The 26,295-nt window shown below is 45.1% G+C and carries 25 protein-coding genes and 1 pseudogene; 4 read left to right on the top strand and 22 right to left on the bottom strand.

Annotation, left to right across the window (positions count from 1 at the left end; translation table 11 throughout):
- The first annotated feature begins 62 nt into the window (after positions 1 to 62).
- A complete protein-coding gene (locus L4D12_RS12660; RefSeq protein ID WP_428448203.1) occupies positions 63 to 962 on the top strand; it encodes a LysO family transporter in 900 nt (299 codons plus the stop codon).
- Positions 963 to 1,058: 96 nt separating this feature from the next.
- Here L4D12_RS12660 and hpf read toward each other — a convergent pair whose 3' ends face one another.
- The 21 genes and pseudogenes from hpf to yceD form a co-directional block, all read right to left on the bottom strand.
- On the bottom strand, positions 1,059 to 1,418 hold the full coding sequence (gene hpf, locus L4D12_RS12655; protein WP_428448202.1) for a ribosome hibernation-promoting factor, HPF/YfiA family: 360 nt from the start codon (positions 1,416 to 1,418) through the stop codon (positions 1,059 to 1,061).
- A gap of 440 nt (positions 1,419 to 1,858) precedes the next feature.
- Positions 1,859 to 1,996, bottom strand: a pseudogene (gene fadA, locus L4D12_RS12650) (acetyl-CoA C-acyltransferase); the annotation flags it as partial.
- A gap of 162 nt (positions 1,997 to 2,158) precedes the next feature.
- Positions 2,159 to 2,536: a hypothetical protein gene (locus tag L4D12_RS12645; protein ID WP_428448201.1), complete on the bottom strand. Its 378-nt coding sequence runs from the start codon at positions 2,534 to 2,536 to the stop codon at positions 2,159 to 2,161.
- 182 nt (positions 2,537 to 2,718) lie between these two features.
- Entirely contained in the window at positions 2,719 to 3,234 is a 516-nt protein-coding gene (locus L4D12_RS12640) for a GNAT family N-acetyltransferase (protein ID WP_428448200.1), read from the bottom strand.
- Positions 3,235 to 3,527: 293 nt separating this feature from the next.
- Entirely contained in the window at positions 3,528 to 4,106 is a 579-nt protein-coding gene (locus L4D12_RS12635) for a hypothetical protein (RefSeq protein ID WP_428448199.1), read from the bottom strand.
- Between the two features lie 83 nt (positions 4,107 to 4,189).
- Positions 4,190 to 5,140 carry a hypothetical protein gene (locus L4D12_RS12630; protein ID WP_428448198.1) on the bottom strand — a complete coding sequence of 317 codons (951 nt, stop codon included), beginning with the start codon at positions 5,138 to 5,140 and terminating at the stop codon, positions 4,190 to 4,192.
- 197 nt (positions 5,141 to 5,337) lie between these two features.
- A complete protein-coding gene (locus L4D12_RS12625; RefSeq protein WP_428448197.1) occupies positions 5,338 to 6,141 on the bottom strand; it encodes a lysozyme inhibitor LprI family protein in 804 nt (267 codons plus the stop codon).
- 233 nt (positions 6,142 to 6,374) lie between these two features.
- Positions 6,375 to 7,805, bottom strand: coding sequence for a PTS glucose transporter subunit IIBC (gene ptsG / locus L4D12_RS12620; RefSeq protein WP_428448196.1), 1,431 nt, complete (start codon positions 7,803 to 7,805; stop codon positions 6,375 to 6,377).
- Positions 7,806 to 8,264: 459 nt separating this feature from the next.
- The gene (locus L4D12_RS12615; RefSeq protein ID WP_428448195.1) at positions 8,265 to 9,041 is read right to left on the bottom strand and encodes a TatD family hydrolase; all 777 of its coding nucleotides are present in this window, start codon (positions 9,039 to 9,041) and stop codon (positions 8,265 to 8,267) included.
- Between the two features lie 115 nt (positions 9,042 to 9,156).
- Positions 9,157 to 10,119, bottom strand: a complete 963-nt coding sequence (gene holB / locus L4D12_RS12610; RefSeq protein ID WP_428448194.1) for a DNA polymerase III subunit delta' — start codon at positions 10,117 to 10,119, stop codon at positions 9,157 to 9,159.
- A 1-nt stretch (position 10,120) separates the two neighbouring features.
- Positions 10,121 to 10,750 carry a dTMP kinase gene (gene tmk, locus L4D12_RS12605; RefSeq protein ID WP_428448193.1) on the bottom strand — a complete coding sequence of 210 codons (630 nt, stop codon included), beginning with the start codon at positions 10,748 to 10,750 and terminating at the stop codon, positions 10,121 to 10,123.
- On the bottom strand, positions 10,750 to 11,763 hold the full coding sequence (gene mltG / locus L4D12_RS12600) for an endolytic transglycosylase MltG (RefSeq protein WP_428448192.1): 1,014 nt from the start codon (positions 11,761 to 11,763) through the stop codon (positions 10,750 to 10,752). The genes tmk and mltG overlap by 1 nt, the downstream gene beginning before the upstream one ends.
- Positions 11,757 to 12,566 (bottom strand): aminodeoxychorismate lyase, encoded by an 810-nt coding sequence (pabC, locus tag L4D12_RS12595; protein ID WP_428448191.1) that lies wholly within the window; start codon positions 12,564 to 12,566, stop codon positions 11,757 to 11,759. Before pabC ends, mltG begins: the two co-directional genes overlap by 7 nt.
- Positions 12,567 to 12,656: 90 nt before the next feature.
- Positions 12,657 to 13,895, bottom strand: a complete 1,239-nt coding sequence (gene fabF / locus L4D12_RS12590; protein ID WP_428448190.1) for a beta-ketoacyl-ACP synthase II — start codon at positions 13,893 to 13,895, stop codon at positions 12,657 to 12,659.
- A gap of 87 nt (positions 13,896 to 13,982) precedes the next feature.
- Positions 13,983 to 14,219, bottom strand: coding sequence for an acyl carrier protein (gene acpP, locus L4D12_RS12585; protein ID WP_016961388.1), 237 nt, complete (start codon positions 14,217 to 14,219; stop codon positions 13,983 to 13,985).
- 157 nt (positions 14,220 to 14,376) lie between these two features.
- On the bottom strand, positions 14,377 to 15,111 hold the full coding sequence (gene fabG / locus L4D12_RS12580) for a 3-oxoacyl-ACP reductase FabG (protein WP_428448189.1): 735 nt from the start codon (positions 15,109 to 15,111) through the stop codon (positions 14,377 to 14,379).
- 30 nt (positions 15,112 to 15,141) lie between these two features.
- Complete coding sequence (gene fabD, locus L4D12_RS12575; protein ID WP_428448188.1) at positions 15,142 to 16,065, bottom strand: ACP S-malonyltransferase; 924 nt, start codon at positions 16,063 to 16,065, stop codon at positions 15,142 to 15,144.
- Between the two features lie 93 nt (positions 16,066 to 16,158).
- Entirely contained in the window at positions 16,159 to 17,115 is a 957-nt protein-coding gene (locus L4D12_RS12570) for a beta-ketoacyl-ACP synthase III (RefSeq protein WP_428448187.1), read from the bottom strand.
- Between the two features lie 5 nt (positions 17,116 to 17,120).
- Complete coding sequence (gene plsX / locus L4D12_RS12565) at positions 17,121 to 18,146, bottom strand: phosphate acyltransferase PlsX (RefSeq protein WP_428448186.1); 1,026 nt, start codon at positions 18,144 to 18,146, stop codon at positions 17,121 to 17,123.
- 9 nt (positions 18,147 to 18,155) lie between these two features.
- Positions 18,156 to 18,326, bottom strand: a complete 171-nt coding sequence (gene rpmF, locus L4D12_RS12560) for a 50S ribosomal protein L32 (protein WP_006231206.1) — start codon at positions 18,324 to 18,326, stop codon at positions 18,156 to 18,158.
- Positions 18,327 to 18,350: 24 nt separating this feature from the next.
- Positions 18,351 to 18,863: a 23S rRNA accumulation protein YceD gene (gene yceD, locus L4D12_RS12555; protein WP_428448185.1), complete on the bottom strand. Its 513-nt coding sequence runs from the start codon at positions 18,861 to 18,863 to the stop codon at positions 18,351 to 18,353.
- 324 nt (positions 18,864 to 19,187) lie between these two features.
- On the opposite strand from yceD, the gene L4D12_RS12550 reads away from it, so the two are divergent.
- Entirely contained in the window at positions 19,188 to 19,769 is a 582-nt protein-coding gene (locus L4D12_RS12550; RefSeq protein ID WP_428448184.1) for a Maf family protein, read from the top strand.
- Between the two features lie 87 nt (positions 19,770 to 19,856).
- Here L4D12_RS12550 and rluC read toward each other — a convergent pair whose 3' ends face one another.
- Complete coding sequence (gene rluC / locus L4D12_RS12545) at positions 19,857 to 20,801, bottom strand: 23S rRNA pseudouridine(955/2504/2580) synthase RluC (protein ID WP_428448231.1); 945 nt, start codon at positions 20,799 to 20,801, stop codon at positions 19,857 to 19,859.
- Between the two features lie 436 nt (positions 20,802 to 21,237).
- Here rluC and rne point away from each other — a divergent pair, with 436 nt between their 5' ends.
- Both rne and L4D12_RS12535 read left to right on the top strand, forming a co-directional pair.
- Positions 21,238 to 24,423, top strand: a complete 3,186-nt coding sequence (gene rne / locus L4D12_RS12540; protein ID WP_428448183.1) for a ribonuclease E — start codon at positions 21,238 to 21,240, stop codon at positions 24,421 to 24,423.
- A gap of 260 nt (positions 24,424 to 24,683) precedes the next feature.
- Entirely contained in the window at positions 24,684 to 26,240 is a 1,557-nt protein-coding gene (locus L4D12_RS12535; RefSeq protein ID WP_428448182.1) for a SulP family inorganic anion transporter, read from the top strand.
- Positions 26,241 to 26,295: the final 55 nt, after the last annotated feature.

Below are 26,295 nucleotides of genomic sequence, written 5' to 3'. Positions count from 1 at the left end.
ATTTGGCGTGCTCATGGACTGCACGTTAACGATACACAGTGCAACATTGTTTAAGGATTAACATGCTCTCGGGAATGCTCTATATTTTCCTGCCTCTTATCATTGGCTACCTGATACCCGTGCATAAAGCCTCGGTGCTCTCTTTTATCAATACTCAGACCAGCCGCTTAGTGCTTGTTATCTTGTCTTTGATGGGGCTTAGCCTTGCCGGATTAGATAATATTGGTCAGAACCTCAACCAAATTGTGACCTACACGACGGTATTTTTCTTCGTGATCAGCGGCTCTAATCTCATGGTCTTACCGCTGCTGGACAAGCTCTTCCCGACTGAAACTGACCATGAGCAGATCAATATCCCATTCAAAGAAATGATGATGGAGTCAGTCAAACTCATCTTTGTTGTCGCTGGCGGTTTGATTGTCGGCCTTATGTCGGGTATAGATCTCAGCTGGGTGGAACAAGCCAGCGAAATCATCTTGCTAATCTTACTCTTTTTGATTGGTATTCAACTCCGCAACAGTGGCATGACACTGAAGCAAATCTTACTCAATAAAAAAGGGATGATGATAGCCTTAGCAATCATTGCGACTTCGTTGCCGGGTGGGTTGGTTGCCGCATGGATCCTCGAGATTCCGCTCAATCATGGTCTGGCAATGGCATCAGGCTTCGGCTGGTATTCGCTTGCTGGGATCCTGATCGGGGACTCGCTGGGACCCGTGATGGGTGGCGTTGCCTTTCTCAATGAGCTGATGCGGGAATTACTCGCTCTGACTATGATCCCGCTGATAATCACACGCTACCCCAGTACTGCTATTGGCTATGCGGGTGCCACAGCCATGGATTTCACCTTACCCGTAATCCAAACTTGCGGCGGGATCCGCTGTGTTCCTATCGCCATTGTCAGCGGCTTTATCCTTAGCATATTGGTGCCTATTTTAATTTTATTCTTTCTCTCTCTGTAACAGACTTGCATTACATCACCAATTGCAAAAAAGCAGCCACTGAAATACTTTGTTATTTCAGTGACTGCTATTAACATGTAGTTTGGGTATAAGCACTTATCGATTTGCTAATGTCTCTTCTTCTTCTTTAATCAAATTTTCTTTTTCTTTTTCACATTTTTCTGCACGATGAGCAAGTGGCTTCTCTTTATGCTTGATTATTTGACGCTCTAAACGGTCAAATGCCTCATTAAATGCATCAAGCAATTCATTGGCTTCGCCAGTCGATTCTATTTTCCCAAGATCAGATTTAGTCGCAATTTCTACTATGAATTTACGTCCAGGCTCAAGCTTCATAAATACATCTTTACTTAAGAAGGATACTTTAAATTTATCTAACTTAAAGAATGCCTCTTTAACAAAAGTTTCAAAATAATCAGGAAGTTCAAAGCCGCGGGCAGTAATTTTAATGCTCATAATCATTTACTCTTAATTTGTGACTCATTGCTGTTTATGTTGATTACAATAAGCCAATCGCATGGATAAAATGTGACACAGATCACACTTTCAATCATAAGGGGATTGAGTGATGATCACACGAAGCAAAGACAAAGAGACTAACCACCCCAGAAACGGTCACATCGCAAGCAATAAATCATAACTAGTTCATTTTTCAACCCATTCACCTTATTATCTCTACGCTAAAACCTAATTTCACTAGCATCTTCTAAAATGGCAATCTTTGATTGAATATAAATAATGAACTTAGCATTCACAATGCTAATCGGTAATCCGTTTAATTATTAGCAGAAAATACAGAATCACTTTAATAACGCATTTTTAAAACATATTTATTCATGCTTTTCCCCATAAAAAAGGTGGCTAAATAAGCCACCTTCTTGATTTTAATTATCGTATTATTTAATACGTTCCATCACTATTCCCTGCACCATTCCAATACACATGGTAGCAAGGCCGTAATGGCCATCACGTTGCTCCATGACATTCATCAATGTACCGATAATACGCGATCCAGAACATCCCAACGGGTGGCCCCCACAATCAACGCGGACGAGACATTAGGTTAGCACATCAGCATTGCACTGATTAAGTATGCAGATAAGTCATCTGTACAGATATGCTGATGACTACATCCTTAATCGTATTAGCCACGACTAGATCTAACACTTCAATTTAAAAAAGAGAGTTACCTTCTTTCAATACGGCAGTTTATCTGGATCGATACCAATATAATCAGGCTTGATATACTCAGAAAACTGAACGACTTTTACGGTCGATGCTCCAGTAAGCAAAGCTTTACAAACTCGGTGCATTCCATCCATTATCCGACCGTCTCTGCACATGATGATTGGATAAGTTAAGTCTGCCTTATTAATTAAGTCAGCATGTTCTAACACATTTCGGCATGTCGGCCTCGCACCACCCAAGTCATACCAAAATGCTTCATCAAGCTCTTGAATATTGATTAGCAGAATGTTTTTTACTTGTAGCCCTTTTGATAGATCTATAAGACGAAAAACATCCCATACCAGCAAACCCTCTGGTGAGTTTCTAAAATGATATTGCTGTCTCATAGATTCATCCCTGCCATACACTTAACACTTACGACATTTTTATTATGTATCTGATCTTCACCATCTCTGTGGCCTTCTACCGTATTCGCTATATTTACCGATTTAAGTTAAATTGGCTTGGGCTTGCTCAACACGCTGGCTATGTGTTGGCAGCGTAACAGGTTACCTTATCTGTAAGGTGATTAAAGCGACGAGCTGTAAACACAAACTTCACGGCTTTCACCGTGTATTTGAAGTATCCGAGTTTCAATATATTCAACACCCAACTTTAGAATAACTGATTTAGACCTTTCATTTTCAGCCAAGTGCATAACGTGTAACGCTCTCAATCCCAAGTGTATTTGGCTGTGTGTAATTAACGCTTGTGATGCTTCAAACGCAATACCGCGCCCCCAAAACGAAACACCTAACCAATAACCTAGAGTACCAAGCCCATTTTCTAAAGAAGGAAAACTCACAGCACCAATTATATCGTCGCTTCCTTTAAGGGTAATCGCATAAATCACCCCTTTTCCTTCCAAAAAATGTGGCTCATGGGTTTGAATCCAATCTACCGCCATTTCCGGATGATACGGATGAGGGATATTAGCGGTCATATCTGCGATAATTTTATCGCCAGCTAGTTCAGCTACGCGTTCGCTATCACTTGACCGAAACGGCCTCAATATGAGTCGTTCTGTAATTATATTTTGTTGCATACCCCTAAACCTCACCTAATGAATGGCATGGACTCCCCCTCATCCAGACTCAGCCACACTCAGTGGGGCTGGTTTGATAAAATCTCCGAGGCCACCCTATCACGATCATTCTATAGCCTTGATTTAGCACCACACCAATAAACCAAGTTTCAGTATCCACGACGAATGTTCCACTGGCAATGTGTTGAACCATAAAATTGGCTCTGCTTCTAAAACATTAACTAACGTCAAGGCCGACACACATCCATATCGCTACATCGGCCTGATCTTATCTGTTAGTCTATAGATGATATTTATACTATATTAGCAGGGATTTCTGAATATTGAGAATATGTTTTAAGTTTTAATAGATAATCATCATACTCTTCCTTATCAATAATTTCATTCTCTAGCAACCAATCTATTTTAGAAATTTCCTCTTCAATACCATTATTCATATCAATTTCAAAATATTTACTTCTTAAAGCATTTTTCCTTCTTTTATATAATTCAGAAATGATTTCATCATGGTGCTTATCTTTCATTACTTTTACATTATATCTATCAGTACATAGTACAGTAAACTCTGTCCTTGTATGACGGAACATGAAATATAGCACTATACTGACGCTAAGCATTGTCATTTTCGGCTCACCTTTCCAAGCCATAAATATGGTAAATTGAGCAAGACTAACAACAAAAAAAGAAATAGTTCCAATCATAAATAATAAATTTTTATCTACTGATTTTATTGCCCTTGATAAGGGTAAGATCTCATCATACGATATATTTATCGTTTCCGAACTAAATTCAGACTCTTCATAATATTCAAAAAAGGTTTCATTTAAATTAAAATTTATCTTGTTCGACCATTTCTTTTGCTTGAATTTCATTTCAACCTCTTAATGAAAAATAACTAACTGCAATGTGGATCTCTGCAGTCTAACGAATCAACCTGATTTTTTATTATAAAAAATCACTTCACCGCGCTAAAATTACAGTTTTCATCGACCATTCTTGCTGGATAATTACCACTACGCACAACATTGCATAAGCGAGTAATGAACTGAACCACAGACTCATTGGTTTTTTCTACATTAGTAGAAATACTTAAATACTCACCATGTGTTACTCGCGCATAGCCTACATAATGGCTACCTTCAATATCGGCATCCACGCCTAGAATGATGGATTCACGAGAATACTTATTTACAATAGATTTATCACCAAGCACCGATGACGCACCATAAAATTCAGCTGCCGTAGGGTTAATTGAAGCTAAAAACACATTCAGAATACCTTCCAGCACTTGTTCAGGTGGGTTATTTTTAAGATCATCTTGTGTAAGCATCATAGATAGGGTGACAAGGTACAAATTATAGTCTGAGTAATAGGCTAACTCACTAAAACAAAATTTTTCTTTGTTACTGCACTTAGCTACATCAAGAATTTTAGTTTGATCTAATAAAAACTTATTTGGAATATTTATATTTGACGACGTAGTTTCAATAAATCGGTCATAATCCTGCCCAGACAACGACGCTATTTTACTGTTTTCAAATATTGACCGTTCCATGTCCGCCGTAGTTAATGTAAGTGAGTATGTAAATTGTAGATTGCTATCTTCGTGGTTATGAGAAAGCAAACTAGCTCTAAACACACTACTACTAGTGTCAGAAATTGAGTAAAGGACTCCATTTCTTAATATTTTAGCGCTAATATTTTTGTTATCACCCATTCCTGTTCTTACTTCACGTCCTCTCAGTACATTTTTTATGGCATGTGAATTTAATGACAAGTATGTACAATTATTTGACTTTGAACACAATCCAATAGTCGATGCTGGGTAGTAATTCATTGGTACTAGAAATTCAGAATCGATAATTTTGAACTCAGCCGCACTCAGTTGTGATGTTATAAAGCTCATCAACAAAATGCCTCTCCAAACAATCTAATTTTCATAACAATTTAATATATAGAACTGCTCTATATTACAATTCCATATATCACATTCTACATTCTTGCCATCCGTATAACGTCACATTTTTATCTCAATTGTTGTGATTCGAACTCAAAATGCATCATCAAAGATTTAGCCTATACCTATGCGGTATTTTTATCATCTTACACACTATACGGATCATTATAATCATAAGCTCTCACTGAGATGACTTTCTCTACCTGCGTCGTCACCTTCACTTTTTCTATCATCATTGATGCGTTCTGTTCGAAAAAATCATCATTGTTATAAAACAATATCAGTTGTGGCTTATCACGAAAATAACGATCGAGTTTATCTCTAAAACTAATAATACCAAACACGGCATCTAACGTATTTATATCAACGAGAATAAAGCCCTTTTCCTCACAGTGTGTCGGTTCACACGCACTACCAAATATGAGTCCGTTTTCAACCGAGAATTCACCAGGTGTGCCTTGTAATGCGTGATACATACTGATTGTTGCCCACATCTCTTTCACATAATCATCTGTCTCGAAAATGTTGTCGAATAATGAATAACGAGATGCTAAAAACTCATGATAATTAGGGCTATTAATAAGCTGAGCCATTGTCGTTACATGAGGCAGGGCCTGTTTAAATGATTCAAGTGCAATTTTATAGCGCAATTCGCCAATTCGCTGGCCATAACTTGGAATACATTTCGACACACCAAGAGAACACTGTCTGTCACGTTCTTCCCACCACGTCAGTTGCTCTTCTCTTAATACTTGTTTTTGCACAGGCGTTAGTTGCGAGCGCAATGCCTTGTATTGTTCACCAAGTATCTCATCAAACGTATTCAATATTGGATCTTGGCAAATCATCTTTTCAGCAGGAGAAGCCGCTTTACTGCAATCAAAACTTGCTGCTTGGCTTGTAAAAACAGGAGTAATGGCTAGAACTACAAGGAGCCATGGGTAATTCATAAGTTATCTCAAACACAGTTATGTTACACGACTAGATGAATAGCCTTATCAATAGGGGGTTATCATACTGAAATGCTAACCGTCGCAGGATGATCATTATCATTGTTCAAACGCTTGTCCCACAAGTCTATGTGTGATCGGCCAACAATTTATAACCACGAATAGATGCGATCGCTTCAAACGCAAAAAGGGAAGCCGAAGCTTCCCTTTTGAACCTTAATCAGTCATTCGTATTAGTTATTACGAATCCACTCATCCATGTCTGATTTCAGGTTGTCAGATTTAGTACCGAAGATAGCCTGAACACCGCTACCAGCAACAACAACACCTGCTGCACCTAGTTGCTTCAGACCAGCTTGGTCTACTTTTTCCACATCAGCTACTGATACACGTAGACGGGTAATACATGCATCAAGGCCAGTGATGTTGTCTTTACCACCGAATGCCATTACTAGGCTTTTCGCTAGCTCTGAACCTTCAACAGCTGCGCCTGCACTGTTTTCATCATCTTCACGGCCTGGTGTTTTCAGATCAAACTTGATGATCATCACGCGGAATACGATGTAGTAGATCGCCGCGTAAACAAGGCCAACGACAGGGAATAGCCACAGTTTTTGTGCGTTTGCTGATAGCACGATGAAATCAATGAAACCGTGAGAGAAAGACGTACCGTGAACCATACCTAGCATATTCGTTACAACATATGCAGAGCCGGCAAGTAGTGCGTGAATAACATACAAAATAGGAGCAACGAACATGAATGAGAATTCAATTGGTTCGGTGATACCTGTTAGGAATGATGTCAGCGCTGCAGACACCATGATACCCATTACTTTGGCACGGTTCTCAGGCTTCGCACACTGGGCGATAGCGATCGCTGCTGCTGGTAGGCCGAACATCTTAAACAGGTAACCACCCGCTAGCTGACCGAAACCATTGCCTGCAGCACGAGATGCTTCATCAGCAACCAAGTAACACGTCAACACGCCGTTTTGGGTTTCGCCTGCCGCGTTCACACAAGAACCCGCTTCGAAGAAGAATGGTACGTTCCAAACGTGGTGCAGACCAAATGGGATCAGTGAACGTTCAACAATACCGTAGATACCGAACGCTAGTGTTGGGCTCTGGTGCGCAGCCCAGTCAGAGAACGCTGCAATTGCGCCGCCAACAGGTGGCCAAATGATAGATAGCAGTACAGCCAGACCGATAGAACAGAAACCGGTCATAATAGGTACGAAACGCTTACCCGCGAAGAAACCTAGGTATTCAGGAAGCTGGATACGATAGAAGCGGTTGAACGCCCACGCCGCTACGCCACCGACAAGGATACCACCAAGCACACCTGTTTCGATGTTCTCTAGGCCCATTAGGTTAGCCATAACGCCTAGTGTTGCTGTCATGATGCCATAACCAACAATCGCGGCTAAACCAGCAACACCATCATTATTTGTGAAACCAAGAGCGACACCAACAGCAAATAGCAGTGGCATCTGGCCAAAGACTGAGCCACCAGCTTGTGCCATAACCTGTGAAACAACGTCGGGTAGCCAGCTAAAGTTAGCGGCACCAACGCCTAATAGAATACCTGCTACCGGCAAAACCGATACAGGCAGCATTAGCGCCTTACCGACTTTTTGCAGGCTAGCAAAAAGGTTCTTAAACATAATGTGCTCCTGAATGAGTGTTTTAATTAGTAGTAAAGTCTGTATCAGCGACCTATCCCCGTAGTCGTTGTGCCAATACGCTTTTCTTTCTTAATACAGCATAAGTATAAGATGCGGCGCTAAATATAACTTGATGGCTATCATGATTGCCAATGCGTTATGAAATTAAATTTCAAAATTCAATATGGATCACAATTGATTTTAGATGGGAAGCAGCCTAATTACCACCTTAACCATTTGATTATAAAGTGATTTATGGGTTTAAATTCGACTTTCAGCGATATGTAATTTTCTTTCAGTTATGTAACCAACGTTACTTAACGTTACAAAATTAGAATTCAACTAATGAAGGGGTTTTACTAGGGGTTTTGTAATATTTGTTGAGAATTTTCATGTGTACAGTCGACAACATTAACACTGAAGTACAAAAAAGGGGCTAAAGCCCCTTTTTATGTACGATTAACGTTTTGATCGCAAAAAAAGTGAAAAGAAATTCTCAGTCGTGACTTTCTCTACTTCTTCCACTGAAACACCCTTAAGGAGGGCAATATATTCAGCCACCTCGCGCACATAGGCTGGCTGATTTTGTTTACCGCGATACGGTATTGGCGCTAAGTAAGGTGAGTCAGTTTCAACCAATAGGCGATCTAGCGGCAGCTGGCTAACAACGTGCTTTAACTCACTGGCCTTGTTGAAGGTGACAATACCAGAAATTGAAATGTAGAAGCCCAGTTCAATCGCTTCTAATGCCATTTCAAGGCTTTCTGTAAAGCAGTGCAGTACACCGCCACATTTCTCCGCACCTTCTTCGCGCAGGATCTGCAAGGTATCTTCACGCGCCATTCGGGTGTGAATGATCAGCGGCTTATTCAGTTCTACCGCTAAACGTACATGCTGGCGAAAAATCTCTTTTTGGGCATCGGCCAACTCTGGCTGATAGTGGTAATCCAGTCCGGTTTCACCAATCGCTACCACACGCTCATGCTGGGCATACTGTTTGAGCAACTCAAAATCAAATCCTGATTCGATATCCAACGGATGTACACCGCATGATGCAAATACATTCTCATGAGGCTCAATCATCGCCATCATCGCCGAAAAAGCGTCTAACGTGACACCCACTGACAAGAAGTACTCAACACCACGCGCTTTAGCCTTAGCCAACACATCATCAATCCCTGTATGCAGGTTGTCGTAATCCAATTTGTCCAGGTGACAATGCGAATCTACTAGCACGTTACTTACCTCTATTACTTTCTATCGTTACGTAACAATATGTTGCGTAACTATCTGTTGCATAACTATCTATTGCGTAAATGTTCCCGTGCGCATACACATAAAAAGCACATGATTACGGGTTAATGAAGCCGGTCAACCACTCAACCACTAGCAACTCTGTATTTAAACCAGAATGACGTTCCAACTGCTGACACAATTCATTCGCCTTGCGGATCTGCGTCATGAAAACCATCGGGCTCACCACGGATGCGGCTTGCTGAACCAGTGGCACGGACTCACAATGCACGAGTTGCTGTGTGACACCTTGCTGTAGCTTCATGCAATCGACCATAAAGTAACTCAGCCATTTCAAGCTAAGGAACCCCTCTGCCGTACACAAGCCTGCGACATCATACAGTCCAATAAAAGGCGGCTGAACAAACGCGGTAAAGGATTCGAGTAACTTGGTGTAACGAATATCCTGCCCTTGCTCAATAAACTTCAGAGTCGCTAACGGTGCATTGCCATTCAGTCGAACGGTTTCGAGCCGAATAGTTTGCATCAGCTGCCTTTCAACCCAGCGCCGAGCATCGGACTCAGATGGCATGGTTAAACGCCATTTGTTACAGCGGCTATTGATGGTAGGGAGCAGGTTATCCAGCGATGTCGCCAGTAGAATATACTGACAACCTGCTGGCGGTTCCTCAAGCGTCTTGAGCAACGCATTGGCTGCCGCCTCTCCCATCGCATCAGCCTGTTCAATCAGGATAATACGATTACCACCCAGCTGAGAGGTTTCCACCGCCCAACGATTGCTCTGGCGCACCGCATCCACACCAATTTGCTTACCTTCATGTACGGGTGCAAGGTGATGAAAATCCGGATGAGTGCCAGCCGCGAATAATCGACAGCTATGACACATCCCGCACGGCTCAGTGGTCGAATGTTGACATAATACGGTTTTAGCCAGTTGCATAGCCAATACATTTTGACCACCACCCAGTGGTGATAGCAAAAGGACAGCATGGTGCAAGCGGCCCTGCGCCAATAACTGTTGCCAGTTATGCCATAAGCTCTCTTGCCATGGATACAACATCTTATTGCTGCTCCAGCCAGTTATTCAGCGCCACCGTAATATCAGACGTTACCTTATCCAAGGTCTGGCCTGCATCAATGATCACAACACGCGGATCATTTTCAGATAGCTCAAGAAATCTCGCACGGGCACGCTGGAAAAAATCGATATTCATCTGCTCAATACGGTCAAGCTCACCACGGCCACGCGCACGCTCTAAACCGAGCACCGGATCGATATCCATATAAATCGTAAAATCAGGTCGAAAGTCGCCCAACACGGTATCACGCAACTGTGCCATCACATCACGATCAAAGCCTCGCCCGCCTCCTTGGTAAGCTTGCGACGACATATCGTGACGATCACCAACGACCCAGTCACCTTTCGCCAACGCTGGCTTAATCACGTTTTCAACCAATTGTGAACGCGCTGCATACAACAGTAAAAGTTCAGCCATATCAGTTAGCGGCTCGTCCGGATGACCTTCTTTCACCAATGTACGCATCTGCTCTGCCAACGGCGTACCGCCAGGTTCACGGGTTGTGGTTATACGCTCAATGCCATGTGCTGACAGCACTTGCGTTACCTGCTTGATAGCCGTGCTTTTACCAGCACCTTCAAGCCCTTCAATTACAATAAATTTACTGATCATTATTTATTTCTTAGTGTTCTTAAGTAAGCACGCACAGCACGGTTGTGCTCAGTCAAGTTTTTTGAGAATTTGTGACCACCTTTGCCATCGGCCACAAAGTAATAAAAGCCACTCTGTTCAGGCTTAACCGCTGCCAACACCGACGCTTTACTTGGCATCGCTATTGGTGTGGGTGGCAAACCCAAAATGGTATAAGTGTTATATGGCGTTGGGGTGCGCAAATCACGCTTACGGATGTTGCCATCGTATTTATCACCCATACCATAAATCACGGTTGGATCGGTTTGTAAGCGCATCCCTTTTTTCAGGCGATTCATAAATACAGAAGAGACCACTCCGCGCTCTGCGTCAACGGCCGTTTCTTTTTCAATGATTGATGCCATGATCAACGCTTCATAAGGCGATTTCAACGGTGTCGCTTGATCACGAGATGTCCAGGCATCACTCAGTACCGTATTCATATCCCGGTAAGCACGACGCAATAATTCAAGATCTGTCGTTCCAGCAGTATAGTGATATGTTTCAGGTAACAAGAAACCTTCTAGCTTTGTATTGTCAGCTCCAATGGCTTTAGCGATCTCCGCCTCGCTCATACCCTCTGTCTTGTGTACCACACTCGGAGCCTGGTTCAGCAGAGCAAGCCAATCAACAAATCGCCCACCTTCAACTAAAGTGATCGAATACTGGTACTCATGACCCGATGCAACCAAGGCGAGCACATCACGCAGTGTCATGGCCGGTAAGATCTGGTAAGTTCCGGTTTTCAGCTGAGCCAATTGTGGCTCAATCTTAGGGATCCAACGCATCCATGGTGATTGACCAACAATATTGTCCCGCGCCAGCTGATTGAGCAAGCCTCGGTAGGAGGTGCCTGACTTTACCGTCAGTAACACGTCTTCTTTATTCAATACAGATTGATCCAGCGAAGATTTAACCTGCTGATATGACCAGCCCAATCCACCAGCAGCAATAAGCCCTAGCAAACATACCACTAGCACCAACTTCTTTAGCACGTGTACAACCTCTTATTCAGTTCACTGATCGCCGTATGTTCAGTAAACATGGTTCCATTGATTTCATTAACAGGCACTAGTGCCATCAAAGCATTAGTGATAAAAACTTCATCGGCCGCTAGTACACTCTCAAGCGGCTCATTCACGAGCGACAAATGATACCCGATTGAGGGGGCTAATTCGATAATATGGCGACGCATCACGCCATGAACACCAGACAGATCTAACTTTGGCGTAAATAAACGATTATCTTTGCGCCAAAATAGATTCGAGGCGACGGTTTCCACCACACAGTCACTGCTATCCATAACAACCGCATCAAGCCAACCTTGTTGTTCCACCTCACGCTTAAGCAATACTTGTTCAAGCCGATTAAGATGTTTATAACCCGCAAGCATCGGAGAGAGTCCTAAACGCTGCTGACAGATCCCCAACGGTATCCCCTGCTGCTGCCATTGCGAATAATGTGTCGGCCAACAAAAATCAGAGATAACAATCTGCGTATCATCGCAGCCTATGGTACTGTAACCTCGCCCGCCACTGCCGCGACTGATCAATATTTTGATCCCGACTTTACCTGTCATGGTTTGCGCCATCTGCGTTACGGTATGGGTGAGCATCTCCCAATCAGGATCTTCAATCATGAATGCCCGCACAGTTAGCTGAAGACGCTCTAGATGATAAGGCCATAGACAGATCTGGCCTTGTTCAACCAACATGGTGGTAAAACAGCCATCGCCATACTGTATCGCCCGATCTGTCACTGCTAGCTGCGACTGACTTTTACCATTTATCAGGATCATCGGCCATCCCCATTTCCGAGCATAAAAAAACGGCCCGACGCTTTACGCCGGACCGCTCTATGATAACAGGTTATCTATAACCCGTTAGCGTTAGATTTTTTTAAACAGCAGTGAGCCGTTAGTGCCACCGAAACCAAATGAGTTACATAGTGCATACTCAATGTTGACTTGGCGAGCTTCACCTGGAACGTAATCCAGATCACAACCCTCATCTGGGTTGTCAAGGTTGATTGTTGGCGGTACCGCCTGATCAACCAAAGTCATAGCCGTAATAATAGACTCTACTGAACCAGCAGCACCCAATAGGTGGCCAGTCATTGATTTAGTAGAAGATATCATTACCTTATCTGCTGCTGCACCCATTGCACGCTTGATGCCTAGCGTTTCAGCCAAGTCACCCGCAGGCGTTGATGTACCATGAGCATTGATGTAGCCGATCTGATCGACACTGATACCAGCATCACGGATTGCCGCTTCCATCGCCAATGCACCACCAGAGCCATCTGCGCTTGGTGAAGTCATGTGGTAAGCATCGCCACTCATACCGAAACCAACGATCTCAGCATAAATTTTCGCGCCACGAGCTTTAGCGTGCTCATATTCTTCAAGCATCATCATGCCAGCACCGTCACCCAGAACAAAACCATCGCGGTCCTTGTCCCATGGGCGAGAAGCCGCTTGAGGATCATCGTTACGGGTTGATAGCGCCTTCGCTGCAGCGAAGCCACCCATGCCTAGTGGTGTTGATGCTTTTTCCGCACCACCCGCTAGCATTGCATCTGCATCACCATAAGCGATCATACGTGCAGCATGGCCAATGTTATGAAGGCCTGTTGTACACGCAGTAGAGATTGCAATATTTGGACCACGTAAACCATGCATGATAGACAGGTGGCCAGCAATCATATTAACAATTGTTGATGGAACAAAGAACGGGCTGATTTTGCGCGGACCTTTTTCCAACAGTGCTTGATGGTTAGCCTCAATAAGACCTAGACCACCAATACCAGAACCGATAGCGACACCAATACGTGGGCCGTTCTCTTCAGTGACTTCAATACCAGAGTCTTTTAATGCTTGCACGCCTGCCGCGACGCCGTATTGGATAAATAAATCCATTTTACGGGCATCTTTCTTGGTCATGTAATCTTCGCAGTTAAAGTCATTGATCAGACCTGCGAAACGGGTAGCAAAAGCGCTAGCATCAAAATGTTCAATTGTGCGGATACCGCTAGTCCCAGCTAGAAGGGCTTTCCAAGATGATTCAACAGAATTACCTACCGGTGTCAGCATACCCATGCCAGTAACAACTACGCGACGTTTAGACACGATTAATTTCTCCGGGAAATTGAGGGATAAACAGGATTCAAAACAAAATCAGGCGGTCATGGTGACCGCCTGGAGGGAGTTCTTTAATTACTCAGATGCACCAACAACGTAGTCGATTGCAGCTTGAACTGTAGTAATTTTTTCAGCTTCTTCGTCAGGAATCTCAGTGTCGAATTCTTCTTCAAGAGCCATTACTAGTTCAACAGTATCTAGAGAATCAGCACCTAGATCATCAACAAAAGAAGCTTCGTTTTTCACTTCTGCTTCGTCTACGCCTAGTTGCTCAATGATGATTTTTTTTACGCGTTCTTCGATGTTGCTCATTAATCTATTTCCTTAAAACAAGAATTCGCTAATGCGATTTGCTGTAGTTTATTCAATACTGCAAAAGTTGCAATACTCAACGTGCTGGTCAAACCACGATTTACAGTGAAAACCAGTTGAGTTTGACTTGCATCATCAAGTTATGCAACTTTTTTGATTAAATCATGTACATGCCGCCGTTAACATGTAACGTTTCGCCGGTTATATAAGCAGCATCGTCTGAGGCTAAAAAAGCAACAGCTGCTGCAATTTCACGCGGATCGCCAAGACGGCCTGCCGGAACATTCGCCAACGTTGCAGCACGCTGATCGTCATTTAGGGCTTTCGTCATGTCCGTTTCAATGAAACCAGGAGCAACAGCATTCACCGTAATGCCTCGTGAAGCCACTTCGCGTGCCATTGACTTAGTAAAACCAAGCAGACCCGCTTTTGCTGCTGCATAGTTTGTCTGACCAGCATTACCCATGGTACCAACAACCGAGCCAATACTAATAATACGGCCATGACGCTTCTTCATCATCGCACGTAGTACTGCTTTCGATAGACGGAAAACGGAAGTCAGGTTGGTATCCATGATATCCTGCCACTCATCATCTTTCATCCGCATAAGCAAATTATCGCGGGTGATACCAGCGTTATTTACCAGGATATCAATATCACCGAATTCTTCTTTAATTTGCTTAAGAACCGCTTCAATTGACTCCGGAGAGGTCACATTAAGGGCTAAACCCTTGCCGTTGTCACCAAGATAAGCACTGATGGCTTCAGCACCGCTCTCCGACGTTGCGGTACCAATAACAGTCGCGCCGCGCTCAACCAAAATGTCAGCGATTGCACGGCCAATACCACGGCTTGCCCCTGTTACTAGGGCAATTTTACCTTCCAGGCTCATTGTTCTTCCTCTTTGATTGTGTTTACAACGTTACTTAGCAGCTTCTAAACCAGCAGTGTCGTTTACTGCTGCGCCGCCTAGTGAACGGTCAATACGTTTTGTTAGGCCAGTCAATACTTTGCCTGGACCAAACTCCAACAGTGATTCAATGCCTTCTGCGGCCATACGCTCAACAGATTCAGTCCAACGAACTGGGCTGTACAATTGCTTAACCAATGCAAGCTTAATTGCAGCTGGATCGGTCTCTGTTGCCACGTCAGCATTATTGATCACAGGGATCGATGGCGTGTTGAATTCAATGGCTTCCAGAGCAACAGCCAATTTATCAGCCGCAGGCTTCATCAGCGCACAGTGAGATGGCACAGAAACAGGCAGTGGCAACGCACGCTTAGCGCCCGCTTCTTTACACAGCACATTCGCACGCTCAACCGCTTCTTTATTACCCGCAATAACCACTTGGCCTGGCGAGTTAAAGTTCACTGGTGAACAAACCTGATCTTCTGCCGCTTGCGCACATGCCGCCGCAATCGCGTCGTTTTCAAGACCAATAATCGCTGACATCGCACCTACACCCGCAGGTACGGCTTCTTGCATCAGTTGACCACGCAGTTCAACCAGCTTAACCGCGGCTTTAAAATCAATAACACCCGCGCATACCAATGCAGAGTATTCACCTAAGCTATGGCCTGCCAATAGTTCAGGTTGTGCCCCACCTTGTTCTTGCCATACACGCCAGATAGCAACAGAAGAGGTGAGTAGTGCCGGCTGAGTGCGGTCAGTTTTGTTAAGATCTTCGGCTGGGCCATTTTGAACCAACGCCCATAGATCATAACCCAGTGCATCAGACGCTTCGGCAAAAGTTTGCTTAACTACATCAAACTGCTCAGCCAGATCAGCCAACATACCAACTGTTTGAGAACCCTGACCTGGGAACACAATCGCGAACTTAGACATTCGAGAATCCTTATTCTTTGTTACTGATCACTCAGCACGATATATAGAGGAGCGGTACCTGACTGCTCCATGATTAATAAAAGTCGTTAACGTTTAGAATTTCACTAGGGCTGAGCCCCAAGTAAAACCGCCGCCAAATGCTTCTAACAGCAGTGTTTGACCACGTTTAATGCGACCATCTCGTACCGCTTCATCAAGTGCCGTCGGTACCGTTGCCGCTGACGTATTACCATGACGGTCAAGCGTGACAACCACTTGATCCATCGACATCGACAATTTCTTCGCGGTTGCTTTAATAATACGCATATTGGCCTGATGCGGCACTAACCAGTCAAGCTCTGACTTATCCATGTTATTGGCAGTCAGGGTATCTTTTACTAGGTTCGATAGCTGAGTAACGGCGACTTTAAAGACTTCATTACCCGCCATATAGAGCCATTTATCTGCACTAAACTCTTTACCATGCTCAGGCACAGCTAAGCTTAGCAAGCCACCAAAATGGCCATCGGCATGAAGGTGAGTAGAAATAATACCCGGCTCTTCGCTGGCACCAATGACCACGGCCCCTGCTGCATCACCGAATAAAATGATCGTTGAACGATCTTGCGGATCACAGCGATGAGACAATGCATCAGCACCGATCACCAGTACATTTTTTGCCATACCCGTTTTAATATGCTGGTCTGCTATGCTCAGTGCATAAACAAAACCAGAGCAGGCTGCAGCAATATCAAACGCAGGGCAACCTTTAATATCAAGCATGCCCTGAACTTGGCAGGCAGTCGATGGAAAACCGTGGCTGGCACTGGTTGTCGCAACGATGATCAGGTCAATGTCTTCTTTACCAATGCCCGCCATTTCAATGGCGTTTACAGAAGCCTGATAGCCCATAACTGCAACCGTTTCATCTTCGGCTGCAATGCGGCGCTCTCGAATACCTGTACGCGCAACAATCCACTCATCAGTGGTTTCAACCATGTGTTCTAAGTCAGCATTAGAACGTACTTGCTCCGGCAGATAGCTGCCGGTACCTAAAATTTTGCTATACATGAAGACTAATAATGCCTCTCGAGTAAGACTTCTTCCAAACGGTCACTGATTCGTATCGGTATCTGCCGTTTGACCTCGTGTACCGCTTCACCAATTGCATTGGTAAATGCAGTCGTATCAGCACTTCCATGGCTTTTCACCACAATACCCCGCAATCCTAGCAGACTCGCGCCATTATACTGGTCGGGGTTCAGTTGCTTCAGACTATCGAATAGGTCACTAAACAACCATTTGGCGACCAGTTGCTTAAACCGGTTGCCTGAAATGGCTTTTTTGATGCTATTGATAAAAAGGTTGGCAACCCCTTCACTGGTTTTTAAACTGACATTCCCGACAAAACCATCACACACAATCACATCCGCTTTGCCGCTATATAGCTGATCCCCTTCAAGATAACCAATATAATTGATGTCCGGTGATTCAGAGAGCATTTCAGCACAGCGTTTGACGAGATCATTTCCTTTGATCTCCTCTTCGCCAATATTGAGCAAAGCAACTCGTGGTGGAACCGCAGCATCTTGCTCGGCCAGTACCGATCCCATTACCGCAAATTGAAACAGCGTGTCTGCGTCACACGATACATTTGCCCCTAGATCGAGTAACCAAGTCTTGGTCTCATTCTGAGTCGGGATGGCGGAAACTAACGCAGGACGATCGACACCTGGTAGTTGTTTGAGGATATAGCGTGATAACGCCATCAGTGCGCCTGTATTGCCAGCGCTGATACACGCATTGGCTTCACCGGCAGCAACAGCCTCAAGCGCCAAACGCATAGATGACCCCTGACTCCGACGCAAAGCTTGCGATGGACGGGTATCATTAGCGATAACATGATCACAATGGACGATGCGGATGCGAGGGTGATTCGATTGGTTCAGGAGAGATAATTGAAACGTGATCGCACTTTGATCACCAAATAGTATTATTTTGAGCTCAGGGAATTGCAACAGTGCCTGCACGGAGGCAGGCACTGTTACGTGAGGACCGAAATCCCCGCCCATTGCATCAAGTGCAACGGTTTGACCACTCAAGGCTCAACCTTACTTGTTGATAACCTTACGGCCACGGTAGAAACCGTCAGCTGTCACATGGTGACGTAGGTGAGTTTCACCACTTGCAGAATCTACAGACACAGCTGCAGTTGTTAGTGCATCGTGTGAACGACGCATACCACGTGCTGCACGTGATTTTTTGCTCTTTTGTACGGCCATTAACCCTACTCCTGTTAAAATTACTTACTTTAGATTTTTCAATACTGCAAACGGATTCGGACGCTCATCAGCAACGGGGATCTCACCAAAAGACATGTTTCCACTGGCTTTACAGTCAGCTTCATCATGCATTGCAACTTGTGGTAATTCCAAAATCAACTCGTCTTCAACGATTTGAATCAGATTGATCTCACCATTTTCATCGACTTCGGCCGGCTCATAAGCTTCCGGGAAATCATCTGCCTCCTCAGGTTTGAGGAGCGGACTATAACAAAAATCAACACGATATTCGTGTTGAAAATCTTCCCGGCATCGCTGACAGGTCATAGTCACTTCGACATCAGCGTGACCACGCATAAATGCGAGGTGACGTTGGTCTAAGTCAAATGATAAGGTGACGTTTGCATCACGTGTTACGCTCTGCGTTGATTCAGCTAAACGCTCCAGAAGATCCGCTTTGATGGTACCATCATAGTCGAGTCTTTTCTGAGCAGCGCGAACCGGATCAACCGTACGCGGCAATTTTACCTTTTGCATAGGGCGCGAATATTAGCCTTCTAATCTGTTTGAGTCAAAGGAAATGTGCGTGAATTAACAGCATTCAGCCAATTCGACTACTCCTTGTTGGCTTCGATTCATCCAACAAAGACACTTCCACCATTTAGTCTGTTATCTGTCTGTCTGATAACGGTTTGGCTACCGCAATAGCGCCGCTCAAATAACAGACAAAAGCTGTCGAATTTCTCGTCATCTCAGGCGATTTTGACGCAGGTTTATCCCCTGCTTATCTACCATTATAACGTAGCCATTCGGGATCAGGACGCGTAGACTATCACAACCAAGTAGAACCCGGTAACTACCATGATTCAACCGCTATTATTAGCCTCAACCTCACCGTATCGTCAATCACTGCTAGCAAAGCTGCAACTTCCCTTTACCACCGCAAAACCAAACACGGACGAAACACCTCTGCCCAATGAACATGCTGAGCAGTTGGTGCGACGCTTGGCAAAAAATAAAGCGCAAGCCTGTGCTGATGACTATCCAGACCATCTGATCATCGGCTCAGATCAAGTCTGTGTCATCAACGGGCACATTGTCGGCAAACCACATACTCTCGAAAATGCCTGCCGTCAGCTAAAAGACGCCAGTGGGCAAATTGTCACTTTTTATACCGGTCTGTGCCTGCATAATGCCCAAACGGGTTTGAGTGATGTAATTTGTGAACTTTTTCATGTCCACTTTCGTGAATTAAGTGATGAGGCCATCCGTCATTACGTTGAACGTGAACAACCCTTAGAATGTGCGGGAAGTTTTATGAGTGAAGGACTCGGCATTGCCCTGTTTGATAGACTCGAAGGACGCGATCCCAATACCTTGGTTGGTCTGCCACTCATTGCCTTGCGTGAAATGCTGGAAAAACAGGGATACACAGTTCTCTAACCACTCAACCGGTTAATAGCTGACATTAAAAAAGCGGACATGGCGCGCCTTTAAGCCCAGTCCGCTTTTTTGTACCACGTCGAAAACTCAGCGTTTGCGCAATTTCACGACAGCATTTTGCAGTTTGGCTTCCATCGGCGCGCTGATATCCATCGCTTCATCGCTACCTGGATGGGTAAACTTAATGTTCGCTGCATGCAAGAACAAACGATCCAGTCCAACTTTCTTGGTGAATGCATCAAAACGCGGGTCACCGTATCGGTCATCCCAGGCAATAGGGTGGCCTGCGTACTGACAATGAACACGAATTTGATGCGTTCGCCCAGTCACTGGACTGGCTTGTATCAGTGTTGACTGATCTAACCGCTCAAGCACTTTAAAACGCGTATCCGACGGTTTCCCGTTTGGATTAACACGAACAATACTGTTCACTTCATTTTTAAGCAATGGCGCGGTCACTTTCTTGCAACTGGCTTTCCATTCGCCCATCACCAGCGCGAAATAATATTTCTGTACCGTCTTATTCCTAAACTGCTCCTGCAGTTTACGCAATGCAGACCGCTTTTTCGCCACTAACAAAATGCCAGACGTATCGCGGTCAATGCGGTGCACTAATTCAAGAAAACGGGCATCAGGGCGCAACGCTCGTAATGCTTCAATAGCGCCAAATTTCAAGCCACTGCCACCATGTACTGCCGTGCCAGATGGTTTATTGAGGATCAGCATGTGGTCGTCTTCAAAAATGATGCACGACTCAAGCTCAGCCACTTTATCAAGCTTGGTACTGATTGGTGCTTGCTCTTCTTTTTCCGGTACTGTTACCGGAGGAACCCGAACAAGATCACCATCCTGTAGTTTATATTCTGGTTTAATTCGTTTTTTGTTTACTCGCACTTCACCTTTACGCACAATGCGGTAAATCATACTTTTTGGTACGTTTTTGAGCCGGTTTCGAAGAAAATTATCGATCCGCTGGCCTGCAAAGTCATCAGAGATTTCGATGAATTGCACTTTTGGTTTGTCATCTTTCATGGGTTTCATTCTAACATGCATACAAAGCAGATTGCCGCAAAAAAGTCACCCTGCTATGATTGGCAGGCAAAGACAGGAAAAAACGCCTACTTTGCTAACAGGGTGAACAAAATAACACCCAATTGACTACTTTATATACCGCTCTGGTGAAAAACGCAGCATGTGGCGTAAGACGTTAAATTCCTCGGAGTGTTTTTTTAGTGCCTTTAATAACGATTTTTTTATTGGTGTGACAGATACCGCCGCGATAATCGGTGAACCAGCTGTACAGTTTCAGATCTAATCATCTTGGTACAGTTGGATGATACGTGTTGCCATAAGCACCCCTGAATTCCAGCCGTGAGGTTGCATTTAACATCAGACTTGGGGTCCGGCACCATCAATATAATCTCGTTATTAGGTGCACTAGCACATGAAAAAAAACGAGTACAATATAATGAAAAGAATGTTGATTAACGCGACTCAAAAGGAAGAGTTGCGCGTCGCATTAGTTGATGGGCAGAAGCTGTTCGATCTTGATATCGAAAGCCCTGGCCACGAATCTAAAAAAGCAAATATCTACAAAGGACGCATCACCCGTATCGAACCAAGTTTGGAAGCAGCGTTCGTTGACTATGGTGCAGACCGTCACGGTTTCCTACCTCTTAAAGAAATCGCCCGCGATTACTTCCCTGCTGACTATTCTTACCAAGGCCGCCCTAATATTAAGGAAGCCCTGAAAGAAGGCCAGGAAGTCATTGTTCAGGTGGATAAAGAAGAGCGAGGCAACAAAGGTGCCGCTCTCACAACCTTTATCTCTCTTGCTGGTAGCTACTTAGTTCTCATGCCTAATAACCCTCGTGCCGGTGGTATTTCACGCCGAATCGAAGGTGATGAACGTACTCAACTGAAAGCGGCACTAAGTACACTGGAACTGCCTCAGGGCATGGGCCTGATTGTACGTACTGCGGGTGTTGGCAAATCAGCTGAAGATCTTGAGTACGATCTGAACTACCTGCTTAGCCACTGGGATCGCGTAAAAGAAGCGGCCGATTCTGCGCCTGCTCCTTTTCTGATCCATCAGGAAAGCAACGTTATTGCACGTGCTATCCGTGACTATCTACGCCGCGACATTGGCGAAATTGTTATCGATAGCAAAAAGATTTTTGACCGCGCTCGCGATCATATTCAGCAAGTACGCCCTGACTTCCTAAGCCGCGTTAAGCTGTATGAGAATGGTGAAACACCACTGTTTAACCACTATCAAATCGAAAACCAGATTGAATCAGCCTTCCAGCGCGAAGTTCGCCTTCCATCTGGCGGTTCAATTGTGATTGACCCAACCGAAGCACTGACCTCTATCGATATCAACTCTGCCCGTGCAACCAAGGGCGGTGATATTGAAGAAACAGCGCTACAAACCAACCTCGAAGCTGCTGACGAAATTGCTCGTCAATTACGTTTACGCGATCTGGGTGGCTTGGTTGTTATCGATTTCATTGATATGACACCAGTTCGCCATCAGCGTGAAGTTGAAAACCGTCTGCGTGAAGCGGTCCGTATGGATCGTGCCCGTGTACAAATCGGTCGTATTTCTCGTTTTGGCTTGCTTGAAATGTCACGCCAGCGTTTGAGCCCATCGCTGGCTGAAGCGAGCCACCATGTGTGTCCTCGCTGTAGCGGTACTGGTGTGATCCGCGACAGTGAATCCCTATCGCTTTCTATCCTTCGTCTTATCGAAGAAGAAGCGCTTAAAGACAATACCTCGCAGGTGCTGGCCATTGTACCTGTGGCTATCGCATCGTACCTACTGAACGAAAAACGTCGTTCAGTGCAGTACATCGAGAAGTCACACGACGTTCGCGTCATTATTGTGCCAAATGCTGATATGGAGACGCCGCACTTTGAAGTCGTGCGTGTTCGTAGCGGTGATGAGCATGACACGTTGTCGTACAACTTGCCTCGCACCCTAGAAGCCCTTCGCGAAGCTGAAGCGGCTGACTCTGCGCCACAAGAGCGCACAGTGAAGAAACGCGAAGAACCTGTTCTTCAAGGCTTTACTGCGCCTCCAGCACAAACAGCAACAACAGAGAAAGTAAAGCCACAAGCGACCCCTACTAAGGCTGTATCAGCTAAAGTGAGTGAAGAAAAACCAAGTATCTTCAGCCGTATTTTCTCTGCCATTGCTAACTTCTTCTCAAGCCCTGAGCCTGAATCGAAGCAGAATGATGCGCAGAAGGAGACGGATAAGCGTAATCGTCGTGATCGTAAAGACAATCGCCGTAACCAAGACTCTCGTCGAGGTGAGCGTCAAGAAGGTCGTCGCGGTGAGCGTAGTGAACGCCAACAAGATAGTCGTCGTGGCAAAGATGCACGTCGTACTCGTCAAGAGCGTCCTGAACGTCAAGATGCGGAAAGCAAGCAGCAAGTCAACGAGCAACGCGAACAGCGCCAATCTCGTCGCCGCAATGAAAAAGCGAAAGATCGTTCTGAGCAGCAAGCAGAGAAACCAGTTCAACAGCGTAAAGAGAAAGAGCAGAAACGCCAACCTCGCAACGATGAAAACCAGGTTCAAAAGCCGCGCCGCACTGAAGAACTAGCCGCTAAAGTTGAAAAAACCGTTGTTGAAGAGACCCGTTCACAAGAACAGGAAAAAGTCACAAAGGTAAAACAGCGCCGTCAACGTCGCGAACTTCATAAAAAGATTCGTATTACTGACGATGTAGAGCTAGCTCAAGATCAAGCAGCAGTAACCGCTCCTGTCACTGAGACAAAACCAAGTTCTGATCTTCAAGAACTGGGTACCGCAATGGCACAAGAAGCGAAAGCGGCAGATGTTGCTGAAACAACTGAGGCTAAAGCAGACAATAACAGTGAGCAAGACAACGGCCAACGCCGCAATCGCCGCTCACCTCGTCACCTGCGTGCCAGTGGTCAGCGTCGTCGTCGTATCCGTGATACTCGTCCTGAACAAGATGAGAACATGGAACCAGTGGTCGCTCATGCTGTTGAACAAACGCCTGAAGATACAACTGAGGTGCTAGCTACTGACGTTATTAACGATATGGAAAATATGGTTACTATCGTTGAAAAGCCAGTCGCAGTTCGTCCTCGCACCGGTGTTGCATCACCAGAAATGGCGATGGGCAAAGTATGGCCAAGAGCGGCAAAACCCGCGGTTCAGGCGATTGAAGAGCCAGCAGCTGTAGAGCAATCTGAAACGGTTGTTGATGCCACTGATGTACAGCATGAAGTTGTTGCAACTCCAGCACTAAGTGGTGTTGCGATGCCTGAGCTTGCAATGGGTAAAGTATCTCCAATGCGTGAAGCACCAGTAGCGGCGGTTGAATCAGCGCCTATCGCTGAAGCTGTTGTGGAGACGGCTGTTGTAGAGACTGCCGTGACTGAAAGCATTGTTGATGAAGCACCTGCTGAAGCACCAGTAAAACAAGTCACTGCAACATCTCCTCGTGGATTCCACACTGTTGCGCCAATGGCTAAAGCACCTGCTCCACATGCAGCAGCAGAAGCTATGGTGGTTGCTGCCGCCCCACTGCGTGAGTCACGTTTAACGGCTCGCCAAGCAGGTAGCCAGACGGCGACTAACACCGCAATGGCGCCAATGAGCAAGCCAGTGATGTAACGGGTTACCATCCTTCAACAAAAAGCCATGCTAATGCATGGCTTTTTTTTCATCAAAATACCGTGCTTCACTTATCATTGTTATGCCAGAAAAAATACCGTTTTTTCACAATGACTGTAATTAACATCAAACTTTTTTACACTCATCAATCAATTTTGACAAATATCTCGCTTAAAAGTTGAACTAAATCACATATTTCTGTAGGCTTTGCCACTTTGTAAGCTCTTTAAATCCTCAGCATCGGAACAAAACTGATAACAATGTTTGAATTCCCTCAATTTTCACGACAATCTGTCAAAAATGACATTCTTTCAGGGCTCACCGTCGCCCTGGCCCTTGTACCAGAAGCCGTTGCCTTTGCTTTCGTCGCTGGTGTTGACCCTATGGTTGGTCTATATGCCGCGTTCATCGTTGGTTTGACCACTGCCGTACTTGGCGGCCGACCAGGTATGATCTCCGGAGCCACTGGCGCCATGGCAGTCGTAATGGTTAGCCTCGTTGCTGATCACGGCATCCAATACTTATTTGCGGCCGTCATGCTGGCGGGGGTTTTCCAGATCTTTGCTGGTATTTTCAAACTAGGTAAATTCATTCGTATGGTGCCACACCCAGTCATGATTGGCTTCGTGAACGGCTTGGCGATTGTCATTTTCTTAGCTCAACTTGGTCAATTTAAAGTACCGGATGCAACAGGCGTACTACAGTGGATACAAGGCACTCAGCTATACATAATGCTTGGTCTTGTGGCGTTAACCATGTTTATTATTCACTTTTTACCTAAACTGACCAAAGCTGTCCCCTCTTCACTGGTTGCAATTATCACAGTAACCGCACTCGTCCACGGTTTGGGATTAGATACTCGTACTGTTGTTGACTTCGTTCGAACCATGAGTGGTGATGCCAATGCGACATTAGCGGGTTCACTGCCAACCTTCGCCTTGCCTGATGTGGGTTTCAACATGGAAACCTTACGTATCATCCTGCCTTATTCACTGATTCTAGCGGCGGTTGGTTTAATTGAATCACTGCTGACACTCACCGTGATTGATGAAATGACTGGCACACGCGGTCAGGGTAACCGAGAGTGTGTCGGCCAAGGTGTAGCAAACATCACCTGTTCAGTATTTGGCGCAATGGGTGGCTGCGCGATGATCGGCCAGTCGATGATCAATATCAATTCCGGTGGGCGTGGACGCTTATCTGGGATCACGGGAGCAGTAGGTTTATTACTGTTTATCCTCTTTGGCTCATCGCTAATCGAAATCATTCCGTTAGCGGCTCTGGTTGGCGTGATGTTCATGGTGGTGATTGGGACATTTGAGTGGGCAAGCTTCAAAATGGCACGTAAAGTACCTAAGCATGACTTCTTTGCCATCATTCTTGTGACGGCTGTGACGGTTGCTTTTGATCTTGCATTAGCAGTAATTGTTGGTGTGATCTACTCTGCACTGGTTTTTGCCTGGAATCATGCCAAACGTATCTACGCGACCAGCCACATTGATTCGGAAGGCTCAAAAGTGTATGAAGTCAACGGACCACTGTTCTTTGGTTCCGCATCACATTTCCTTGAGTTGTTCGACGCGAAAAACGATCCGGCTGATGTCATCATTGATTTTGCTAAATCTCGCGTTGCGGATCATTCAGCAATCGAAGCTATCGATACCATGGCAGAGCGTTATGCAAACCAGGGTAAAAAGCTCCATATTCGCCACCTAAGCCCAGAGTGTCGGTCACTACTTAAAAAGGCAGGTAGCCTAGTAGAGGTCAACATGTTGGAAGATCCAACGTACAAGGTTGCGACAGATACCCTCGGATAAGGTTCCCACTAACATCAAACGCCCGCCATTGCGGGCGTTTTGGCCTCTTACAGGC

The organism is Photobacterium nomapromontoriensis, from assembly GCF_050336815.1.
Lineage (GTDB): Bacteria > Pseudomonadota > Gammaproteobacteria > Enterobacterales > Vibrionaceae > Photobacterium > Photobacterium nomapromontoriensis.
The sequence above is the reverse complement of the archived record's forward strand: the minus strand, read 5'-3'. Positions and strand labels throughout refer to the sequence as shown.

Coding starts and splice junctions, on each gene's coding strand:
- holB (WP_428448194.1), bottom strand. CDS start 10,119: ATGTTGTATCCATGGCAAGAGAGCTTATGGCATAACTGGCAACAGTTA.
- yceD (WP_428448185.1), bottom strand. CDS start 18,863: ATGCAAAAGGTAAAATTGCCGCGTACGGTTGATCCGGTTCGCGCTGCT.
- L4D12_RS12660 (WP_428448203.1), top strand. CDS start 63: ATGCTCTCGGGAATGCTCTATATTTTCCTGCCTCTTATCATTGGCTAC.
- acpP (WP_016961388.1), bottom strand. CDS start 14,219: ATGAGCAACATCGAAGAACGCGTAAAAAAAATCATCATTGAGCAACTA.
- rne (WP_428448183.1), top strand. CDS start 21,238: ATGAAAAGAATGTTGATTAACGCGACTCAAAAGGAAGAGTTGCGCGTC.
- L4D12_RS12550 (WP_428448184.1), top strand. CDS start 19,188: ATGATTCAACCGCTATTATTAGCCTCAACCTCACCGTATCGTCAATCA.
- L4D12_RS12625 (WP_428448197.1), bottom strand. CDS start 6,141: ATGAATTACCCATGGCTCCTTGTAGTTCTAGCCATTACTCCTGTTTTT.
- rpmF (WP_006231206.1), bottom strand. CDS start 18,326: ATGGCCGTACAAAAGAGCAAAAAATCACGTGCAGCACGTGGTATGCGT.
- L4D12_RS12630 (WP_428448198.1), bottom strand. CDS start 5,140: ATGAGCTTTATAACATCACAACTGAGTGCGGCTGAGTTCAAAATTATC.
- L4D12_RS12570 (WP_428448187.1), bottom strand. CDS start 17,115: ATGTATAGCAAAATTTTAGGTACCGGCAGCTATCTGCCGGAGCAAGTA.
- pabC (WP_428448191.1), bottom strand. CDS start 12,566: ATGATCCTGATAAATGGTAAAAGTCAGTCGCAGCTAGCAGTGACAGAT.
- L4D12_RS12640 (WP_428448200.1), bottom strand. CDS start 3,234: ATGCAACAAAATATAATTACAGAACGACTCATATTGAGGCCGTTTCGG.
- L4D12_RS12645 (WP_428448201.1), bottom strand. CDS start 2,536: ATGAGACAGCAATATCATTTTAGAAACTCACCAGAGGGTTTGCTGGTA.
- hpf (WP_428448202.1), bottom strand. CDS start 1,418: ATGAGCATTAAAATTACTGCCCGCGGCTTTGAACTTCCTGATTATTTT.
- tmk (WP_428448193.1), bottom strand. CDS start 10,750: ATGATCAGTAAATTTATTGTAATTGAAGGGCTTGAAGGTGCTGGTAAA.
- rluC (WP_428448231.1), bottom strand. CDS start 20,801: ATGAAAGATGACAAACCAAAAGTGCAATTCATCGAAATCTCTGATGAC.
- ptsG (WP_428448196.1), bottom strand. CDS start 7,805: ATGTTTAAGAACCTTTTTGCTAGCCTGCAAAAAGTCGGTAAGGCGCTA.
- fabG (WP_428448189.1), bottom strand. CDS start 15,111: ATGAGCCTGGAAGGTAAAATTGCCCTAGTAACAGGGGCAAGCCGTGGT.
- L4D12_RS12535 (WP_428448182.1), top strand. CDS start 24,684: ATGTTTGAATTCCCTCAATTTTCACGACAATCTGTCAAAAATGACATT.
- L4D12_RS12635 (WP_428448199.1), bottom strand. CDS start 4,106: ATGAAATTCAAGCAAAAGAAATGGTCGAACAAGATAAATTTTAATTTA.
- fabD (WP_428448188.1), bottom strand. CDS start 16,065: ATGTCTAAGTTCGCGATTGTGTTCCCAGGTCAGGGTTCTCAAACAGTT.